Annotated in this window: 18 protein-coding genes and 2 tRNA genes; 4 read left to right on the top strand and 16 right to left on the bottom strand. The window is 32.5% G+C overall.

Translation table 11 applies throughout. From position 1 onward, the window contains the following. Nucleotides 1-42: 42 nt before the first annotated feature. A complete protein-coding gene (locus tag IW20_RS10870; protein WP_035621881.1) occupies nucleotides 43-429 on the bottom strand; it encodes a DUF423 domain-containing protein in 387 nt (128 codons plus the stop codon). 208 nt (nucleotides 430-637) lie between these two features. Here IW20_RS10870 and IW20_RS10865 point away from each other — a divergent pair, with 208 nt between their 5' ends. Next, nucleotides 638-2,008: a saccharopine dehydrogenase family protein gene (locus tag IW20_RS10865; RefSeq protein WP_035621878.1), complete on the top strand. Its 1,371-nt coding sequence runs from the start codon at nucleotides 638-640 to the stop codon at nucleotides 2,006-2,008. A gap of 81 nt (nucleotides 2,009-2,089) precedes the next feature. On the opposite strand, the gene IW20_RS10860 is transcribed toward IW20_RS10865, so the two are convergent. From IW20_RS10860 to IW20_RS10840, 5 genes are all read right to left on the bottom strand, one after another. After that, complete coding sequence (locus IW20_RS10860; protein WP_051885703.1) at nucleotides 2,090-2,515, bottom strand: energy transducer TonB; 426 nt, start codon at nucleotides 2,513-2,515, stop codon at nucleotides 2,090-2,092. A 29-nt stretch (nucleotides 2,516-2,544) separates the two neighbouring features. After that, nucleotides 2,545-3,771, bottom strand: coding sequence for a M56 family metallopeptidase (locus IW20_RS10855; protein ID WP_035621875.1), 1,227 nt, complete (start codon nucleotides 3,769-3,771; stop codon nucleotides 2,545-2,547). Continuing rightward, nucleotides 3,768-4,139 (bottom strand): BlaI/MecI/CopY family transcriptional regulator, encoded by a 372-nt coding sequence (locus IW20_RS10850; protein WP_035621872.1) that lies wholly within the window; start codon nucleotides 4,137-4,139, stop codon nucleotides 3,768-3,770. Before IW20_RS10850 ends, IW20_RS10855 begins: the two co-directional genes overlap by 4 nt. An 11-nt stretch (nucleotides 4,140-4,150) precedes the next feature. After that, a complete protein-coding gene (locus tag IW20_RS10845; protein WP_035621870.1) occupies nucleotides 4,151-4,585 on the bottom strand; it encodes a hypothetical protein in 435 nt (144 codons plus the stop codon). 710 nt (nucleotides 4,586-5,295) lie between these two features. Next, the gene (locus IW20_RS10840) at nucleotides 5,296-6,687 is read right to left on the bottom strand and encodes a dipeptidase (RefSeq protein ID WP_035621867.1); all 1,392 of its coding nucleotides are present in this window, start codon (nucleotides 6,685-6,687) and stop codon (nucleotides 5,296-5,298) included. A 109-nt stretch (nucleotides 6,688-6,796) separates the two neighbouring features. On the opposite strand from IW20_RS10840, the gene IW20_RS10835 reads away from it, so the two are divergent. Then, nucleotides 6,797-6,878 (top strand) — tRNA-Leu (locus IW20_RS10835). Between the two features lie 416 nt (nucleotides 6,879-7,294). Here IW20_RS10835 and IW20_RS10830 read toward each other — a convergent pair. After that, nucleotides 7,295-7,924 carry a hypothetical protein gene (locus IW20_RS10830; RefSeq protein ID WP_035621864.1) on the bottom strand — a complete coding sequence of 210 codons (630 nt, stop codon included), beginning with the start codon at nucleotides 7,922-7,924 and terminating at the stop codon, nucleotides 7,295-7,297. Nucleotides 7,925-8,122: 198 nt separating this feature from the next. Here IW20_RS10830 and IW20_RS10825 point away from each other — a divergent pair. Beyond that, nucleotides 8,123-8,204 (top strand) — tRNA-Leu (locus IW20_RS10825). Nucleotides 8,205-8,463: 259 nt separating this feature from the next. Continuing rightward, on the top strand, nucleotides 8,464-9,090 hold the full coding sequence (locus IW20_RS10820) for a hypothetical protein (protein WP_165571426.1): 627 nt from the start codon (nucleotides 8,464-8,466) through the stop codon (nucleotides 9,088-9,090). Nucleotides 9,091-9,233: 143 nt separating this feature from the next. Here the strand turns inward: IW20_RS10820 and IW20_RS10815 are convergent, their stop codons facing one another. The 9 genes from IW20_RS10815 to IW20_RS10770 all read right to left on the bottom strand — a co-directional run bounded on the left by IW20_RS10815 (nucleotide 9,234) and on the right by IW20_RS10770 (nucleotide 16,324). Then, the gene (locus IW20_RS10815) at nucleotides 9,234-9,812 is read right to left on the bottom strand and encodes a DUF4468 domain-containing protein (RefSeq protein ID WP_035621859.1); all 579 of its coding nucleotides are present in this window, start codon (nucleotides 9,810-9,812) and stop codon (nucleotides 9,234-9,236) included. Nucleotides 9,813-10,362: 550 nt separating this feature from the next. Continuing rightward, on the bottom strand, nucleotides 10,363-10,596 hold the full coding sequence (locus IW20_RS10805; RefSeq protein WP_035621854.1) for a hypothetical protein: 234 nt from the start codon (nucleotides 10,594-10,596) through the stop codon (nucleotides 10,363-10,365). A 198-nt stretch (nucleotides 10,597-10,794) separates the two neighbouring features. Then, on the bottom strand, nucleotides 10,795-11,793 hold the full coding sequence (locus IW20_RS10800) for a TerC/Alx family metal homeostasis membrane protein (RefSeq protein WP_035621852.1): 999 nt from the start codon (nucleotides 11,791-11,793) through the stop codon (nucleotides 10,795-10,797). A 53-nt stretch (nucleotides 11,794-11,846) separates the two neighbouring features. After that, nucleotides 11,847-12,506, bottom strand: a complete 660-nt coding sequence (locus IW20_RS10795) for a TerD family protein (RefSeq protein ID WP_035621850.1) — start codon at nucleotides 12,504-12,506, stop codon at nucleotides 11,847-11,849. Between the two features lie 6 nt (nucleotides 12,507-12,512). Continuing rightward, nucleotides 12,513-13,064 carry a TerD family protein gene (locus tag IW20_RS10790; RefSeq protein ID WP_035621849.1) on the bottom strand — a complete coding sequence of 184 codons (552 nt, stop codon included), beginning with the start codon at nucleotides 13,062-13,064 and terminating at the stop codon, nucleotides 12,513-12,515. Between the two features lie 9 nt (nucleotides 13,065-13,073). After that, on the bottom strand, nucleotides 13,074-14,039 hold the full coding sequence (locus tag IW20_RS10785; protein WP_035621847.1) for a hypothetical protein: 966 nt from the start codon (nucleotides 14,037-14,039) through the stop codon (nucleotides 13,074-13,076). A gap of 22 nt (nucleotides 14,040-14,061) precedes the next feature. Then, entirely contained in the window at nucleotides 14,062-15,150 is a 1,089-nt protein-coding gene (locus IW20_RS10780; protein ID WP_035621845.1) for a toxic anion resistance protein, read from the bottom strand. Between the two features lie 6 nt (nucleotides 15,151-15,156). Then, entirely contained in the window at nucleotides 15,157-15,765 is a 609-nt protein-coding gene (locus tag IW20_RS10775; RefSeq protein ID WP_035621843.1) for a TerD family protein, read from the bottom strand. 4 nt (nucleotides 15,766-15,769) lie between these two features. Further along, on the bottom strand, nucleotides 15,770-16,324 hold the full coding sequence (locus IW20_RS10770; protein ID WP_035621841.1) for a TerD family protein: 555 nt from the start codon (nucleotides 16,322-16,324) through the stop codon (nucleotides 15,770-15,772). Nucleotides 16,325-16,326: the final 2 nt, after the last annotated feature.

Here is a 16,326-nt window from a genome sequence, read left to right as displayed (position 1 = left end):
AATTAGATATTATATTTCAGATAAAATTTTATATAACGAATTTTATGACTTTTGTTTAATAATTTTAACAAATAGCACAGTCCAAGCAAGAATTAATAGGAGTCCGCCTATTGGTGTTACGAATCCGATAATTCTAAAGTCGAATGATGTAAGATTATTCGTTGCAAGTAAATAAATAGAACCTGAAAATAAGATAACACCTGCTACAGCAAGATTGTAAATAACCTTTAATGTTCTTTGTGAAAGTTCTTTTCGTGTGGCTACAAAAAATAAAAAGAAGGCATGGTACATTTGGTAACGTACGCCTGTTTCGAAAGTTACGAGTTCTTCTATTGATAAGACTTTTTTTAGAGCGTGAGCTCCAAAAGCTCCTAAAATGATAGCTAACATTCCGAAAAAAGCACCTGTTGCAATTATTTTTTTATCCATTACAATAATAATTTAGTTGTTACAAAAATAGGTTTAATACTTTCACGGTGAAAAATATTTATGACAACTTTTTGAAATATTTTGAGTTCTTTTAAAAAGATAAATTCTGTTTATTTTTGGTTTAAAATAATGTATAGTTCATTTTTTTAACATTTTTTAATTGTTATGAATATAACATTATTGTATGTTTGTGTTATATATGTAAATTATGAGAGTAGTTTTAGTTATTGGAGCAGGCAGATCTGCGTCGTCATTGATACGATATTTATTGGATAAATCCGAAAAGGAGAACTTGCATCTTATTATAGGTGACTTGTCTTTGGCTCTTGCCGAAAAGAAAACCAATAAACATCCTAATGCGACTCCTATTGCATTAGATATTTTTGATGAAGAACAGCGTAAGCTTGCCATACAAAAGGCAGACATTGTAATATCGATGTTGCCAGCTCATTTACATGTAGAAGTTGCTAAAGATTGTTTGCTTTACCAAAAGCACATGGTTACTGCGTCTTATATAAGTGACGCTATGCAGGCATTGGACAAGGAAGCAAAAGCCAACAATTTGATTTTTATGAATGAAATTGGACTTGATCCTGGAATTGACCATATGAGTGCCATGAAGGTAATCGATGAAATAAGAGAGAAAGGTGGAAACATGTTATTGTTTGAATCTTTTTGCGGCGGACTTGTAGCTCCTGAATCGGATAATAATTTATGGAATTATAAATTTAGCTGGTTGCCTCGTAATGTGGTTTTGGCCGGACAGGGTGGAGCAGCCAAATTTATACAAGAAGGTACTTATAAATATATACCTTATTGTAATTTGTTTCGTAGAACCGAATTTCTTGAAGTAGAAGGATACGGAAAATTTGAAGCGTATTCTAATCGTGATTCATTAAAATATAGATCTATTTATGGTCTTGAAAATATTCTTACTTTATATCGCGGAACGATAAGAAGAGTCGGATTCTCTAAAGCTTGGAATATGTTTGTGCAATTAGGAATGACCGATGATAGTTATGTTATGGAACATTCTGAAACTATGAGTTACCGTCAGTTTGTAAATTCATTTTTGCCTTATCACCCTACAGATTCTGTAGAAATAAAAATGCGTTTGATTCTTAAAATAGATCAAGACGATATTATGTGGGATAAACTTGTTGAGCTTGACTTGTTTAATCCTAATAAAATTGTTGGCTTAAAAGACGGTACACCGGCTCAGATACTCGAAAAAATTCTTTCAGATAGTTGGACTTTGGAGCCACATGATAAAGATATGATTGTAATGTACCATAAATTCGGATATAGATTAAATGGTGTAGATACACAAATAGATTCAAAAATGGTTTGTATCGGAGATGATCAAACGTATACAGCAATGGCAAAAACAGTAGGATTGCCTGTTGCAATGGCTACTTTGTTAATACTAAATGGTAAGATTACAACTCCAGGAGTTCAGTTACCAATAAATAAAGAGGTGTATTTGCCGATTTTAAAAGAGTTAGAAGAATACGGAGTAGTATTCCATGAGCAGGTTATGCCTTATTTTGGATATAATCCCGATAAACTTCTTAGTTAGCAGTTTTTTGAAAATTTTTTTTAGAATTTTTTTTAGTTTTTTATTTAATCCGCTTCTGGCACTCGAAGCGGATTTTTTTATTTATCCTTTTTGAGGAGTTTTAATTGTAATTGGAAGACTGCTAAATAATACTCTTACTGGTTTTGCATGATTTGATCCAGGAGTCCAATTTGGTGCAAGTTTTAAGACGTGAATAAGTTCTTTTCCTGATATAGGTCCGACCTCATTTTTTATGATTTCAATGTTAGATAATGATCCATCGGTTTCGATAATAAATTTACCAATGATTTCTCCAGATGGTTCAGTCTCTGATGTTCTGAAATTATATGCAACAAATTTGTGAAATTCCTCTATGCCGCCAGGAAATTCGGGTTTTACTTCAACATCTTCCCATTTTTTTAAATTAGAATTTTCTTTAGATTCTTGTGAGAAACCTTTGTTGTTAAAAGCAAGTAATAGAATAAAAAGGATAATAGCCTTGTAGTTTTGTTGGGGCTTTGTTTTCATAATTCTTTTCTTGCTAAATTAATTGTTTTTTATTTATCTTCTTGTACGGTTATTGGTAATTTGTACATTACTCTAGCTGGTTCATTGTCTATTGTGCCTGGTTTCCATTTTGGAGATAATTTTAATACACGTATAACTTCATCTCCCAATCCGTAGCCTAAGTCATTAGTTATTTTATAATCGGATAATGAACCGTCTTTTTCTACATAGAAATCGATGATTACTTTTCCTGATACTTTATTTTTAGAAGCTTCTTTAGGGATTTTGAAGTTTTTACCAATGAATTTATAAAATTCTGTCATTCCGCCCGGAAATTCTGGTTGCTGAATGTTTTCGGTAGAATCAGCGCGTAATGTTGGTGGTTCGTTCAGTGCTTTTCGATTGCTTCCTTGTGCAATTGTTGTCGTGTTAAAAGCAAAAAATAACGTGGCAAATGCAAAACCTACTATCGTAGTTTTTAATATTGCTCTTAATCGGGATTCTTTTTTTGTCATCATAAGTAAACGTTTTTTGGTTATTTGAAAATTAATAGAACTTGCAAGCGCAATTTGGCTTTGGTTTGAAGCCATTTTTAATAGTAAATTTTGATAATGTGAAACGGATTCTGATTGATTTATTACCGCTTCATCGGCTAAGAATTCATGATTTAATTTGATGGCTCTTTTGTAGAGTATAAAGATTGGATTAAACCAAAAGAGGATGTGTATCGCTTCGATAAAAATAATGTCTAACGAATGTTTTTGCTTTATATGTGCTGTTTCGTGCGCAATAAGTTGTGAGTCGATTAGATTGTTTTTTACATCATCTTCGTTTAAAAAGATGGTGTTTAAAAACGAATGTGGTAATATGGTTTCTGGCACCAAAACCACTTTTTGGTTATTGATGATTTGTGATTTGTTGTATTTTGTCTTTTTATGAAAAGAATACAAATTCACTGCAAAACGGACGGTTAGTAATAGCGCAATAATTATATATAGAGCCAATAAACTATAAATGATTGCCTGATTATTGGTTATTGAATTTAGGTTTTGTGCGTTATTATTAATTACCATTTCGGGCAATTGAATGGAGTTTATTGCTTTTGATATTTTTGTGTCAAACGAAAAGAGTTGTAGCGGCATGATTAAACCAAAAACTAAACTGCCTAGCAAATAGAGTCGGTTGAAACTATGTATTTTCTCATTTTCTAGCCAAAGCTTATATATCGCAAATACGATTATAAGAAGTAATGACGATTTTAGGATATAGGCTATCATTTTTTCTTTTTTTGAATTTCTGTATCAATGATTTTTTTGAGTTCTTCCAGTTCCGAAGTCGATAAATTGGTTTCGGTGGTAAAGAAAGAAGCAAATTGCGACGCCGAATTGTTAAAGAAATTACTAATCAATCCGTTTACGTGTTTAGAGAAATAATCGGTTTTTTTTACCAATGGATAATATTCTCTGGAGTTCCCAAATTCGTTGTAAGCAACAAATTTTTTATCAATCATTCTTTTTAATAAGGTTGCAATGGTTGTTGTTGCAGGTTTTGGTTCGGGATATGCTTCGAGCAAATCCTTCATGAACGCCTTTTTTAGTTGCCAAAGGTGTTGCATTAATTGTTCTTCGGAGTTGGTAAGTTGCATTGTGTTTGGTTTTAATGGTTTGATTTATCTGTTTTTATATCAGAGGTTAATTCTCCGTTATTGTATTTTCTTGTTTCGGTTAGTTTGCCTTTTGCATCATAATATTTCCAATCGTTATAATAAAACCAATGTATTTGTTCTTGGTTCTTTTCTAATTTGGTTTTCCCTTTTGATTGTAATTTTCCGTTAGGGTAATAATATTTGACTTTGCAACTGTTGCCACGGTATTTCTCTGTTTTATAAATCGTATTGTTCACGTAAGATTTCCATTTTTTTACTGGTTCGTCTTTACGATAGTATTCAAATGATTTGTATGTAATGCTATCTTGTGTGTAACTCTCTATCCAAACGCCTTCTTTCTTTTTGTCAATCTTCTGATTAATCGGTTTGCTCTTGCATCCCGAAAGCATTGTCATGTAAATTAATAATAGGATATACCGGCTCATAAAATTTGTTTTGCTCTACAAAAAGATACCTTGCTCTACAAATGTAGAGATTAAATTTTAATATCCAAATTATTTTTTAAGTTTTTGATTTTTAGGAGTTAATAGGGAAGAAGGTTCAAAGGAACAGAGGTTCAGAGGGACAAAGGTTTTTCCTCTTGCTGACGCGAGCGTCTCGCTCGTGAACACAAACAGAATCTTTTTATATATTGTCGGAAACTATGTGTTGATTTATGGTACGGTCACGCTAGCAAGGGTAAATCAGATTAATGGATTGACTACTGATTGCAAACACAAATGACATATTGTAAACATGGCCAACGGTTTTAACCGTTGGAACGCAATGCATTATCGCGATCTGTATCCCACGGTTAAAACCGAGGACTATGGTCAAAAATAGGATAGAAATTAAGAAATGAAAGGAATAACTATTCCATTGTATTATTAAACCTTTTCTTGCGTTAGGGATAGGAGTGGTATCCTTTTTATTTTTCTTTAAAAATAAAAAGATATAACGGATAGCCCGACCGTAGGAACGCCCAAAAAAAATCGAGGATTAATTGGGTTTTAACTTTGACAAAGATTTGTTGCGACCTTAATGTAAATGCATAAAAAAAATCCGCTCATTGCTGAACGGATTTTTGGAGTTTTATCTTTGTAAAAGTTTTGAACTTTGACAAAGATTTCTGCATTATTTAGATCTTACGATTAGCTTATTTTTTAGAAAGCTCTACAAAATACTTGTAAAATAACGGAATAGTTTCGATTCCTTTTAGGTAATTGAAGATTCCGAAATGTTCGTTTGGTGAGTGAATCGCATCGCTATCAAGACCAAAGCCCATAAGGATTGTTTTGCTTTTTAGTTCTTTTTCGAATAAGGCTACAATCGGAATACTTCCGCCTGAACGAACAGGAATTGCTGGAACTCCAAATGTTTCGGTGTAAGCCATATTTGCAGCTTTATAACCAATACTATCGATAGGTGTTACGTATCCTTGACCTCCGTGATGTGGAGTAACTTTTACAGTTACGCCTGCTGGTGCAATGCTTGTAAAGTGTTTCGAGAATAATTCGGTAATATGCTCCCAATCTTGGTTTGGAACTAAACGCATTGATATTTTTGCAAAAGCTTTGCTTGCAATAACTGTTTTTGCTCCTTCGCCAGTGTATCCGCCCCAAATTCCGTTTACATCTAGTGTAGGTCGGATAGAGTTGCGCTCGTTGGTTACATATCCTTTTTCGCCATAAACATCATTTAAGTCTAAAGCTTTTTTGTATTTCTCTAAGCTAAAAGGTGCTTTTGCCATTTCGGCTCTTTCTTCTAGCGATAATTCTTCGACATTGTCATAGAATCCTGGAATTGTAATATGGTTGTCTTCGTCATGTAAAGAAGCAATCATTTTTGCCAATACATTTATCGGGTTTGCAACTGCTCCACCGTATAAACCTGAATGTAAATCGCGGTTTGGTCCTGTAACTTCAACTTCTACATAACTTAAACCACGTAATCCTGTTGTGATAGATGGTTGCTGATTAGAAATCATTCCGGTATCGGAAATTAATATCACATCGTTTTTAAGTTTTTCCTGATTACGCTCTACAAACCATCCTAAACTCTTAGATCCTACTTCTTCTTCACCTTCTATCATGAATTTTACGTTACAAGGCAAAGTATTGCTTTGTACCATATATTCTAATGCTTTTACGTGCATGTACATTTGTCCTTTGTCGTCGCAAGCACCACGAGCAAATATTGCTCCTTCTGGATGAATTTCGGTTTTTTTAATAACTGGTTCAAATGGGGGAGATGTCCATAATTCCATCGGGTCTGGTGGTTGTACATCATAATGTCCGTAAACTAATACGGTTGGTAAATTTGGGTCGATTATTTTCTCTCCGTACACGATTGGGTAGCCCGGAGTGTCGCAAATTTCGACAAAATCGCATCCCGCTTTCTCTAAACTTGCTTTTACAGCCTCGGATGTGTCAATTACGTCTTGAGAATATGCAGTATCGGCACTTACGGATGGAATTTTTAATAATTCGATTAACTCATTGATAAAGCGTTCCTTGTGTTGTTGAACGTATGCTTTTATAGTGTCCATTTAAATTGATTTTTATAGAATTTCAAAAATACGAAAAATAGAATTAATATTTTTTTTCAAAAATGCTTTGATAATTAGAAGTTATGATTATCTTTGCACCCACAATTGCGCGGATATGGTGAAATTGGTAGACATGCCAGACTTAGGATCTGGTGCCGCAAGGCGTGTAGGTTCGAGTCCTATTATCCGCACTACTTACTTACAAACCTTAATTATTTGATTTCAAATAATTAAGGTTTTTTTTATGCCTTTACGTTACTGAAATGTTGTTTTTTAGGGATGAGTTTTTAAAGGTTGGGGTTGATTTACCGCAAAGTGCACAAAGTATAAAAGAGAGGTTCGCAAAGTTTAATCAATAGCTTTGCGAACCTTTGCGTTTTTCTCTTTGCGAGCTTTGCGTTTAAAAATAGGCGTATAGCGCTTCGACTAAGTTTGTCTTTAAAAAAAGTTACGCTGATGAAACGGATTCGCTATCGCGAAGACGCAGAAAAAGACGGATTTAATAATGTTAAATAAAAAATCCGTGATTAATCCGCGTCTTTACAGAGTAAATCCGTTTTATCTGCGTTCTATTTTATGCGTAACCAAATAAAGGTTTTGTTTTTATCTAAGCGTGTTCAATTCTTTTCTTTATAATCTCTAGCAATTCTTCTTTTGTCATAAAAGTATTCATGAAATCTTGTAAGTTTCCTTGGTTAGAAACTTCTCTGAAAAAGACTTCGTGATCTGTACCAAATAAAGTTGGGTTTTCGGGATTGGGATCGGATAAGCATATATAATAATGGTCTGGGAAACCATAACTTGAAATAAGCAGAATAAAATCGGGTGTTGGGTCATTTGTTACTTTGATGATTTCGCTTAAATCTGTTTCTTCGTCTTTAAAATCATCGTTCCATTCGGCGAAATCTTCTGTGCCTTCTTTGAAAGGTGTAAAAGGTGAAACTTGCCAAAACATCTGACCTAATCCTTCGTCTGTTAATTTGAAATATTTTTGAATTATTTTATCGTAAAAATCTTCTTTGTTCGCTTTAAAAAGAGTTTCGTTTTCGTTGATGAAATCGCTTATTCCGTAAATGGGTTCTTCTTCTTCGGCGGTTGCCCAAGGTGTATCTGTTGGTCGGCGATACAAAACGGTATCAAAAGTTATAGATTGTAAATCTTCCTGAAGTGATTTGCCTTTTATATTGTCGATATTTCCGCCTAATTTTTTGATTTGCTCCAGAATCTCCTTTTTCATTTTTGTTCGATTAAATAATATTATTTAAAAGTAGGAATTCTCAGGGTATTAAAAAAGGAATGTGGATGCTATGATAAAGATTTGGTTTGTTTTATAGCGAATATCTTCGTTGAGTCTTATTATAGTGGGCACGGAATGAATTTTATGCCATCGGATTTTGATAATTAGAAGTTATGATTATCTTTGCGCCACAATTGAGCGGATATGGTGAAATTGGTAGACATGCCAGACTTAGGATCTGGTGCCGCAAGGCGTGTAGGTTCGAGTCCTATTATCCGCACTAAAAAAAAAGCTTCTGAGAAATCAGAAGCTTTTTTGTTTTTCATTCCATTGATACATTTAAATATATTTATTGGTTTTATATATAGTATTTGCATTGGGTTTTATTGTTGTGGACACGGAATGAGTTTCCGTGCTATCGGAGTACTTTTATCTTAATTTAAAATAATTCTTTCCTATATTTGATAAATTAGTAAATTCTCTAAGGATTTCTAATTTATCAATTTTATTATATATGATTTATTGAACTTAAATAAAAAATGATGAATAATAACGATAAAGAGCTTCCCAATTCTCTAATTCAAACTATTACTGATTCTGATTTATCCAAAATAGGAATTGATATAACAGAAATATCAATTGACTCAATTTTAAAAAATGGAGTATTGAAAGATTTTCCAATAATTGGCTCATTGATTGGGATTTGGAAAACGGGTGTTGCGGTAAATGATTATCTATTTTTACGTAAGATGATGCATTTTCTTAAAGAATCATCTGTTTTGTCAGAAAGCAGTAGAAAGAAAATTATAAAAAAACTTGAAGAGGGTGACTATCAATTAGAAGTTGGTGAAAAATTAATTGCAATAATTGATAAATTAGAAACAGGTTCAAAAGCCCGACTTCTTGGAAAAACATTCGCTCTTGTTGGTAATGATATAATCTCAAATGATGAATTTTGGCGAATTTCATTCGTCATAGAAAAATTACCAATGAGTGATATTTTGGCTTTGAAAAATTGGAGAAATATAGATTTAAATCAAGTAGAGCATATTCGAAAACATCTTTATTTATCTGTCGGATTAGGTTGGTTTGTTTTAAATGTTTCATCAACAGGTTTTGTTTGGACTGATAGACTTTGCGAGATATTTTCTGATAGTATTTTGTAAATTATAGTTTATTTACTAATGATAGATTTGAATCTTAGATATCTGTACTAAAACTCTTTAAGTGTTTTGAATGAAAGACTTAGGGAGTTTTAGTTTTTAAAGTGTTTTTTTGTAAATGACTTAATATATTTTTTTAATTATCGTTACCAGTTGTCATTTTTTTTGACTCTTGAATTAATACTTTCAAGCATTGATTTATTTAATTCATTAAAATAAGTTGGAACTTCAGGTAAGTATTTCCACATACTTTTTAGACTTCCGTCTTTTTTGTAAAAAGTTGCTAAACCTTCCTTTGTAGTATTACTATTGAAAATTATATTGTCAGTCCAGCCACCAGCAGAATATTGACTTCTAGGGTAATAATTTTGCATACTTATTAAATCAAATTTATACTTGTTGTCTTTTATTGAAATTTCTATTTGATATTTTGAATTATAATATGTCTTTCCTAACATAATAATATTCGCAGAGTATAAAGTTTCTGAACTACCTTCAAATCTTATATATTCATTTTCTATAGTTGAAAGTATTACTTTGTCAGGGTTTTTATAAGTTGTTTTTATCCATTCGGTAATTTTTTTATAAATTTCTGAAGCATTTTTTCCTTCTGAAGGAATCACTACAAAATCCGTCATTCCTTTTATATTGTCAAAGGAAAATTCGGTTTCCTGTGCATTTACTAAGGTTGAAATAAAGAAGATTAAGAGTAGTATTTTTTTCATTTTTAATGATTTAAATTAATAATTGACACAAATATAGTCAGTAATAAATTATTCATTTTACGAATTTCCGTAATGGAGTGATTTAATTATCAATTACTTTACTTAACATACAAATAAGCATTTAAAGTTTCGACTAATTTATTGAACCCGATAACATGAAAATCCTTTCCCTGCCCACAAGTATTGTATATCCCCAAAGTTCCATTTCTAGCCCTGATAGAAGGGAAAATCCCTTTTTATTGTTTTTCTCAATAAAAAAGATTTGGAATGATAGCAGGAAATAGCTCCTGAAAAAATCTTTAGAGAATAAATTATTTCTTGATTGTCGAGTTACTTGCGGGGCTTCGACTCCGCTCAGCCTGACAAAAGTTTGTGGTTGTTTAGTGTGCAAACTTGTATGTAGATATTTTTTGTTTCTCGCAATCTTGTCTCCCTGACGCAGGAAGGGTCTCCGCAAGAAATTAACGCAAAGTTTTTCCTGATTGTCGAGTTACCCGCGGAGATTTCTCATTCTTCGAAATGACAAACTGGACGCAAAAAAAACCTTTCTTCACTCTGCATCTAAATAAGGATCTAGGGTTTCGGCTAATTTGTTGAGCCAATAGAAATTGTCTTCGATGTTTTTTATTTCTGATGCTGCGGTTTCGCATCCTCTTATTAGACATAATGAAAGAGTATAGTTTACTTGGCGAATTGTTTTTGCCATGCTTTTTGAGTCTATTGATTTATTGAAAAAATCTGTTAATCTTAATTCTGTTTCTTTTGAAAGTCTGTTTTCGTTCATGATTTAAAAGTTTGGAAGGACTATGAAAATATCATAACAACAAAATTCACAAGATTTATTTTGTAATTGAGCGCATATATGGGTTTAACTCTACTTTATATTTCTTTATGAAAAGGCTAAAAGGTGATAAAGGTTAGAAACTATAACGCATAAAAAAAGACCTCAATTGAGGTCTTTTTCTATTTAGATATATTGGGATTATGCTTCTTTTGGTTCTGGAAACATAACCGATAGTATTACTGATATTATTAATACTCCTGCAATAACAATTAACGAATAAATTGATTCGATGTGGTAGAATGGCGAAATAATCATTTTAACCCCGATAAAGGCAAGGATTATTGCTAAACCGTATTGTAATTTGCTAAACAAATGGATGAAATTATCTAGTAAGAAGAACAATGCTCTTAGTCCTAGAATTGCAAAAATGTTTGATGTATAAAGGATAAACGGATCATTTGAGATTGCAAAAATTGCAGGAATTGAATCTACTGCAAAAAGTAAATCTGTAAACTCGATAACCGCTACAACTACTAAAAGTGGTGTTGCTAGTTTTTTTCCGTTTTCGTACGTAAAGAATTTGTCTCCGTCGTATTTATCGCTTACGCTAAAGAATTTTCTAATTAATCGTGCTCCTCTTGTATTGTTGTAATCTTCGTCTTCGTCTTCGTTTCCTGATGACCATGATTTTATACCTGCATAAACAAGGAATAATCCAAAGGCTGTCATGATTAGGTTAATATCGTATTTGAATCCTTCGACTCCAACTAGGCTTAAAAGCTTGTTTAAATAGGTTAATTCGATTAAAAAAGCTCCCGAGAATATAAATATCGCTCTTAGGACTAATGCTCCTATAATACCCCAAAATAGGACTTTGTGTTTGTTGGTATTTGGTACATCAAAAAATTTGAATACTAGGATAAACACAAAAAGGTTGTCTACAGATAGTGCTTTCTCGATCCAATACGCCGATTGAAATTCGTAAAATTTGGCTGCACCTGCATAATAGTATACTAAACCACTAAAACCCATTGCTAAACTAATCCATACTAATGACCAGGAGATAGCTTCTTTATTGGTTACGACATGACTTTTTTTGTTGAAAATACCTAAATCTAATAATAGCATTATAACTACTGCGATTGCAAATATTGCTATTAATCCAGGATGTTCTGAGAAAATGGGATGTTCGTTCATTATTGTTTATTAAGTTGAGATTTATTATTTATTTAGATTTATTTGTTTATTTATTATAAATAAGACTGAAGTATTCTTTGGGCAGTTTGCCCCAAAAAAGTATCTTCTGTAGGATCACCAATTGCACTAAATCTCCATTCGTTATCGCGTTTGTATAATTTTCCCATGATGATAGAACGCTTTTTTGTGTATTGTCTATCGGCAGAAACATTATAGGTTGCGAACTCCGAAATTACCTTTGTTGGCGTTCCTTCGTACATTCTTATTTTTGCATACGGTATTTGCGAAAAATCTTCGGCTCCAGCATTATTCAAAAAGAAAAATATCTGGGTTACTTTTGCATTAATTTTCGACAAATCTACGGTTATGATTTCATTATCCAAGCCATCATCGCCACCTTTATCTCCCGCAAGATCATCTCCCGTATGTTTTAATGCACCATCGTTGCTTAATAATTTACCTTTGGTTAACCCAAATTGTTGTAAAGCCTCAAGACGGTATAATGGAGAATATAAATGATCGCAAAGTTTGTTCTGGTCATCTACTAATATGCAGCTCAAATCAAGATCTACATCTTTTACGTTTTTTGATAAACCTAAGAATCCTTTGGTTTCTATAGCTCCCCAGTTTACACCAACACAAAAACTGGTTAATGATTCTCCGCTTGATTTTCTTAAGTCAATTTTTTGCCCTTTGGTTAAATTAATTGCCATGTGTTTTTAGTTGTATTTGTTTAAATAATCTTGTAGACCACCTTTCATTCCTATACCTACTGCTTCAAATTTCCACTCTTCGTTTCTTTTGTAAATTCTTCCAAATTCTACTGCAGTTTCTATAGAGAAATCTTCGTCTAGTTCGTATTTAACCAATTCTACATTCGATTGATCTAGGATTCTGATAAACGAATTACGTATTTGTCCAAAATTTTGTCTTCTTGTATCGGCATGATGTATCGTAACTACAAACGAGATTTCGTTTACCTCGGGTGCAATTTTTGATAAATCTATTTGTATTTTTTCATCGTCTCCGTCGCCAGCACCAGTTAAGTTATCTCCGGTGTGTATTACTGCCTGATCTGGTGATTTTAAGTTGTTGTAATAAACGAAATGGTTATCACTAGGAATTTTACCATTTGCTCCAACTAAAAATATTGATGCATCTAAGTCAAAACTTTCTCCTGTGCTGCTAGAATTACTATCCCATCCTAATCCTACAGTAAATTTTGGTGCATCGATGCTTTGTCTTTGTCCTTTTTCTAAATTAATTGCCATTTTATGTTTTTAATTTATATTAATATTTAACATTGTTTTTAAAATATTGGTCTGTTCATCTACATTTTGTAACTCATCAAGAAAATCTACAGATGAAATTTTGTCCAGATACTCTTTTAATACTTCTTGAACTGTATCTGGTAGTATTGTTTTTATTGTACTAAGCTCTAATTTTAAATCAGCATTTTTTGCTGTTAACTCCATTACGATTTGCTCTTTTGATGAGCTATTTTTTGAAAAATCAATTCCTTTTGCTCTTTCGTGGTCTAGAAAATAGAAGGATTTGTCTTTGGCAATAAAAATAAATTTGTCGTTTGAATCTCTAAATTCATACGCTTCGACAACTTCATTATTATAAACTAGCCCACACATGAATTTGATTTTAAATTTAAGAATGTTTAATCTTCCTAAAAGTTTTCTTTCGAACTTAACAAACGAGTTTTCATACAAACTATTGCTAGCGGGTGTGAGCTGCTCGTATTGTTCCAGATTTATTTCTCTATAATATTCGGATTGAACACTATCTGAAAATATCGTAATCTCATTCCAGTTAAAAAAATCTTCTTTTTCTGTTGCAAATAATTGATAGAGCTGTTCAATTTTTTTAGACATATTTAGAGCGTGCACTTGTGTTTGCTTGGCAAACTTGGCTTCTCCGATTTCGACTTTTAATTTAGAAACAACGTCATCATTAATATATATTTCATCAGTAATTAAAAGATATTGTTGTTCTTTTGATTTCTTGATTTTCTGAAACAAATCAATGAGACTATTTGTAAACTGAATGTGAAATAATTCTAATTTATTAATGTCTAATGTGCGGTTGTTTTGAAAAAGAGAGTGGATTATTTTTGTTTTTATTAAGGTATTAACAAGGTCCCTGTGATTAAAGAAATTGGCTAACAATTCTAAAATCACAAGTCTCCTGTTACTATCTTTTATTATTTGAACGAACCGTTCCTCTTCCTCTTGCATTTAATTGATTTCTTATGTTCAATTAGCTTATAACACCTTTTTTTAATTCGGTTTCAAGGCTTTGTAATCCAGCGTCTAGTTGTCTTCTGGTTTCTGTACCTTGTTCGTGAATTTGTTTTACTTCTGTCAACGTGTCTATTAAAGATTTTGTTGTCATTTTCAATGTTTCTAGCGAGACAATTGTATTTTCATTTTCTCTTGCTACTTCTATGCTGTTTTGTTTTAGCATTTCGGCATTTTTCTGCAAGATGGTATTTGTTGTCTCAGATACTTTACGCTGAATTTCGATATTCTGTTTTTGTCTTTGTAAAGCAACGGCTAATGTAAGTTGGTTTTTCCAAACTGGCATTGTTGTCGTTAAGATAGATTGCGCTTTTTCGGCAATAGAGGTGTTGTTGTTTTGTACCACACGTATTTGCGCAAGAGATTGCAACATTATAAAACGAACAATTTTCATGTCGGCTAAACGCTTATCAAGACGATTTATGAAATTTCTTTTGTCCGAAATTTGATAATCCTGATATTGTGCTGTGTTAGCTTCCATTACTGCAAGTTCTTCGTTTAATTCTTTAAAACGAATTTGTCCTGCAATAACGTGTTTTTCCATCTCCTTGATAAGTCCAACATTACCATCAAACATAGTTTGTAGTGCGCTGTTGTCTTTTACAGAGTTTATCATTCCTGCTTTTACCTTATTACTGATCTTGTCTATGTTTACAGTAATTTTATCGTATTGCTGGAATAATTTTTTTACATCCGTAACTAATTTATTAAGGATTGGAATTTTAGAAAGAAATCTTTTAAACGGACCTTGATCTAATTGATCAATATCTACATAATTTAATTCTGTCAATAAATCGTTAATCAAAGTTCCTACTTCTCCAGAGTTATATGTTCTAACGTTGGTTAAGAAGGTATCACTTTGTTTGGCGATAGAGTTTTGAATTTCGGCACCATAATTCAAGATAGAATTGGCGTCGTTTTCATTTAACTGATTCGAAATCGATTTGTAACTATTTACTTCAGCTTCGGTAATTGTAGCCAAGTTTACATTTCCATCTTTGTCAATTAACGCAAGATTTTCCTGTGTAACTAATTGATTATCTATCATGTTATTTTATAAGTGGTTTTGTTGAATTGTAAGGATTGTTTCCTCTAGTTTTTTATCTCTTGTTGGAGCACCAATTGCACTAAATTTCCACTCATCGTTTCTTTTGTAAAAAACACCAAGTACCATAGATACATTACCTGCAAAAGAAGAATCGTTTGCAACATCATAACGAGCAAATTCCTGACTAACTCTTGTTGGAGTTCCTTCGTAGATGCGAATAGATGCAAAAGGAATATCTTTAAAATCCTGACCTCTAAAACTGTTGATGAAAAAAGCAACGTGATTTGCAGAAGGTGATAATCTAGAAAAATCTAGAGTAATAACTTCATTGTCTAATCCGTCGTCTCCATTAATATCTCCAGTTAAATCATCACCACTATGTTTGATAGCTTGGTCGTTTGATTGTAGTTTTCTGAAATTTACAGAGTCGATGTGATTTTTTTTGTCGTCATAAACGGCACAACTTGCATCTAAATCTACTGGCTCTTTTTTTGTTCCGAAAAGCCCCTTTTTCTCGATTGCACCCCAATTTACTCCTACACAAATGTTTTGTAATTTTGTACCATTACTTTTTTCAAGATTGATACGTTGTCCTTTTTCTAAATTAATTGCCATAATCTTAGTTATATTTATTTAAGTAATCTTCTAATCCGCCTTTCATTCCTGCGCCAATAGCTTCAAATTTCCATTGTCCGTCTTTATTGTATATTCTTCCGAATTCTACTGCTGTTTCTATAGAGAAATCTTCTTCTAATTCGTATTTCAGCATTTCGGTATTATTGCTATCATCTACAATTCTGATGAATGAATTACGAACTTGCCCGAAATTTTGTTTTCTGGCTACAGCATCGTGAATCGTAACTACAATGCAAATTTCTTTTACTGCAGCATCAATTTTTGTAAAGTCTATTTTTATTTGCTCATCATCTCCATCTCCGTCTCCAGTTAAGTTATCTCCTGTGTGTATTACAGACTCGTCTGGTGATTTTAAATTGTTGTAAAAGATAAAATGAGAGTCAGAAATTATTTTTTTGTTCTCACCCAATATAAACACAGATGCATCAAGATCAAATCCAGATCCTGTTGAGCTGTTGTTTGTATCCCATCCTAAACCAATTGTGAATTTTGGGGCATTTATGTTTTCTCTTTGCCCTTTTTGTAAATTGATAGCCATAG

Source organism: Flavobacterium hydatis, from assembly GCF_000737695.1.
Classification (GTDB): Bacteria; Bacteroidota; Bacteroidia; order Flavobacteriales; family Flavobacteriaceae; genus Flavobacterium; species Flavobacterium hydatis.
Note: the sequence above shows the minus strand (reverse complement) of the source record. Positions and strands in the feature narration are given on the sequence as shown.

What these genes read in the sequence shown, in the direction of transcription:
- IW20_RS10870 (WP_035621881.1), bottom strand. Translation starts at nt 429, where the DNA reads ATGGATAAAAAAATAATTGCAACAGGTGCTTTTTTCGGAATGTTAGCT.
- IW20_RS10865 (WP_035621878.1), top strand. Translation starts at nt 638, where the DNA reads ATGAGAGTAGTTTTAGTTATTGGAGCAGGCAGATCTGCGTCGTCATTG.
- IW20_RS10860 (WP_051885703.1), bottom strand. Translation starts at nt 2,515, where the DNA reads ATGAAAACAAAGCCCCAACAAAACTACAAGGCTATTATCCTTTTTATT.
- IW20_RS10855 (WP_035621875.1), bottom strand. Translation starts at nt 3,771, where the DNA reads ATGATAGCCTATATCCTAAAATCGTCATTACTTCTTATAATCGTATTT.
- IW20_RS10850 (WP_035621872.1), bottom strand. Translation starts at nt 4,139, where the DNA reads ATGCAACTTACCAACTCCGAAGAACAATTAATGCAACACCTTTGGCAA.
- IW20_RS10845 (WP_035621870.1), bottom strand. Translation starts at nt 4,585, where the DNA reads ATGAGCCGGTATATCCTATTATTAATTTACATGACAATGCTTTCGGGA.
- IW20_RS10840 (WP_035621867.1), bottom strand. Translation starts at nt 6,687, where the DNA reads ATGGACACTATAAAAGCATACGTTCAACAACACAAGGAACGCTTTATC.
- IW20_RS10830 (WP_035621864.1), bottom strand. Translation starts at nt 7,924, where the DNA reads ATGAAAAAGGAGATTCTGGAGCAAATCAAAAAATTAGGCGGAAATATC.
- IW20_RS10820 (WP_165571426.1), top strand. Translation starts at nt 8,464, where the DNA reads ATGATGAATAATAACGATAAAGAGCTTCCCAATTCTCTAATTCAAACT.
- IW20_RS10815 (WP_035621859.1), bottom strand. Translation starts at nt 9,812, where the DNA reads ATGAAAAAAATACTACTCTTAATCTTCTTTATTTCAACCTTAGTAAAT.
- IW20_RS10805 (WP_035621854.1), bottom strand. Translation starts at nt 10,596, where the DNA reads ATGAACGAAAACAGACTTTCAAAAGAAACAGAATTAAGATTAACAGAT.
- IW20_RS10800 (WP_035621852.1), bottom strand. Translation starts at nt 11,793, where the DNA reads ATGAACGAACATCCCATTTTCTCAGAACATCCTGGATTAATAGCAATA.
- IW20_RS10795 (WP_035621850.1), bottom strand. Translation starts at nt 12,506, where the DNA reads ATGGCAATTAATTTAACCAAAGGGCAAAAAATTGACTTAAGAAAATCA.
- IW20_RS10790 (WP_035621849.1), bottom strand. Translation starts at nt 13,064, where the DNA reads ATGGCAATTAATTTAGAAAAAGGACAAAGACAAAGCATCGATGCACCA.
- IW20_RS10785 (WP_035621847.1), bottom strand. Translation starts at nt 14,039, where the DNA reads ATGCAAGAGGAAGAGGAACGGTTCGTTCAAATAATAAAAGATAGTAAC.
- IW20_RS10780 (WP_035621845.1), bottom strand. Translation starts at nt 15,150, where the DNA reads ATGATAGATAATCAATTAGTTACACAGGAAAATCTTGCGTTAATTGAC.
- IW20_RS10775 (WP_035621843.1), bottom strand. Translation starts at nt 15,765, where the DNA reads ATGGCAATTAATTTAGAAAAAGGACAACGTATCAATCTTGAAAAAAGT.
- IW20_RS10770 (WP_035621841.1), bottom strand. Translation starts at nt 16,324, where the DNA reads ATGGCTATCAATTTACAAAAAGGGCAAAGAGAAAACATAAATGCCCCA.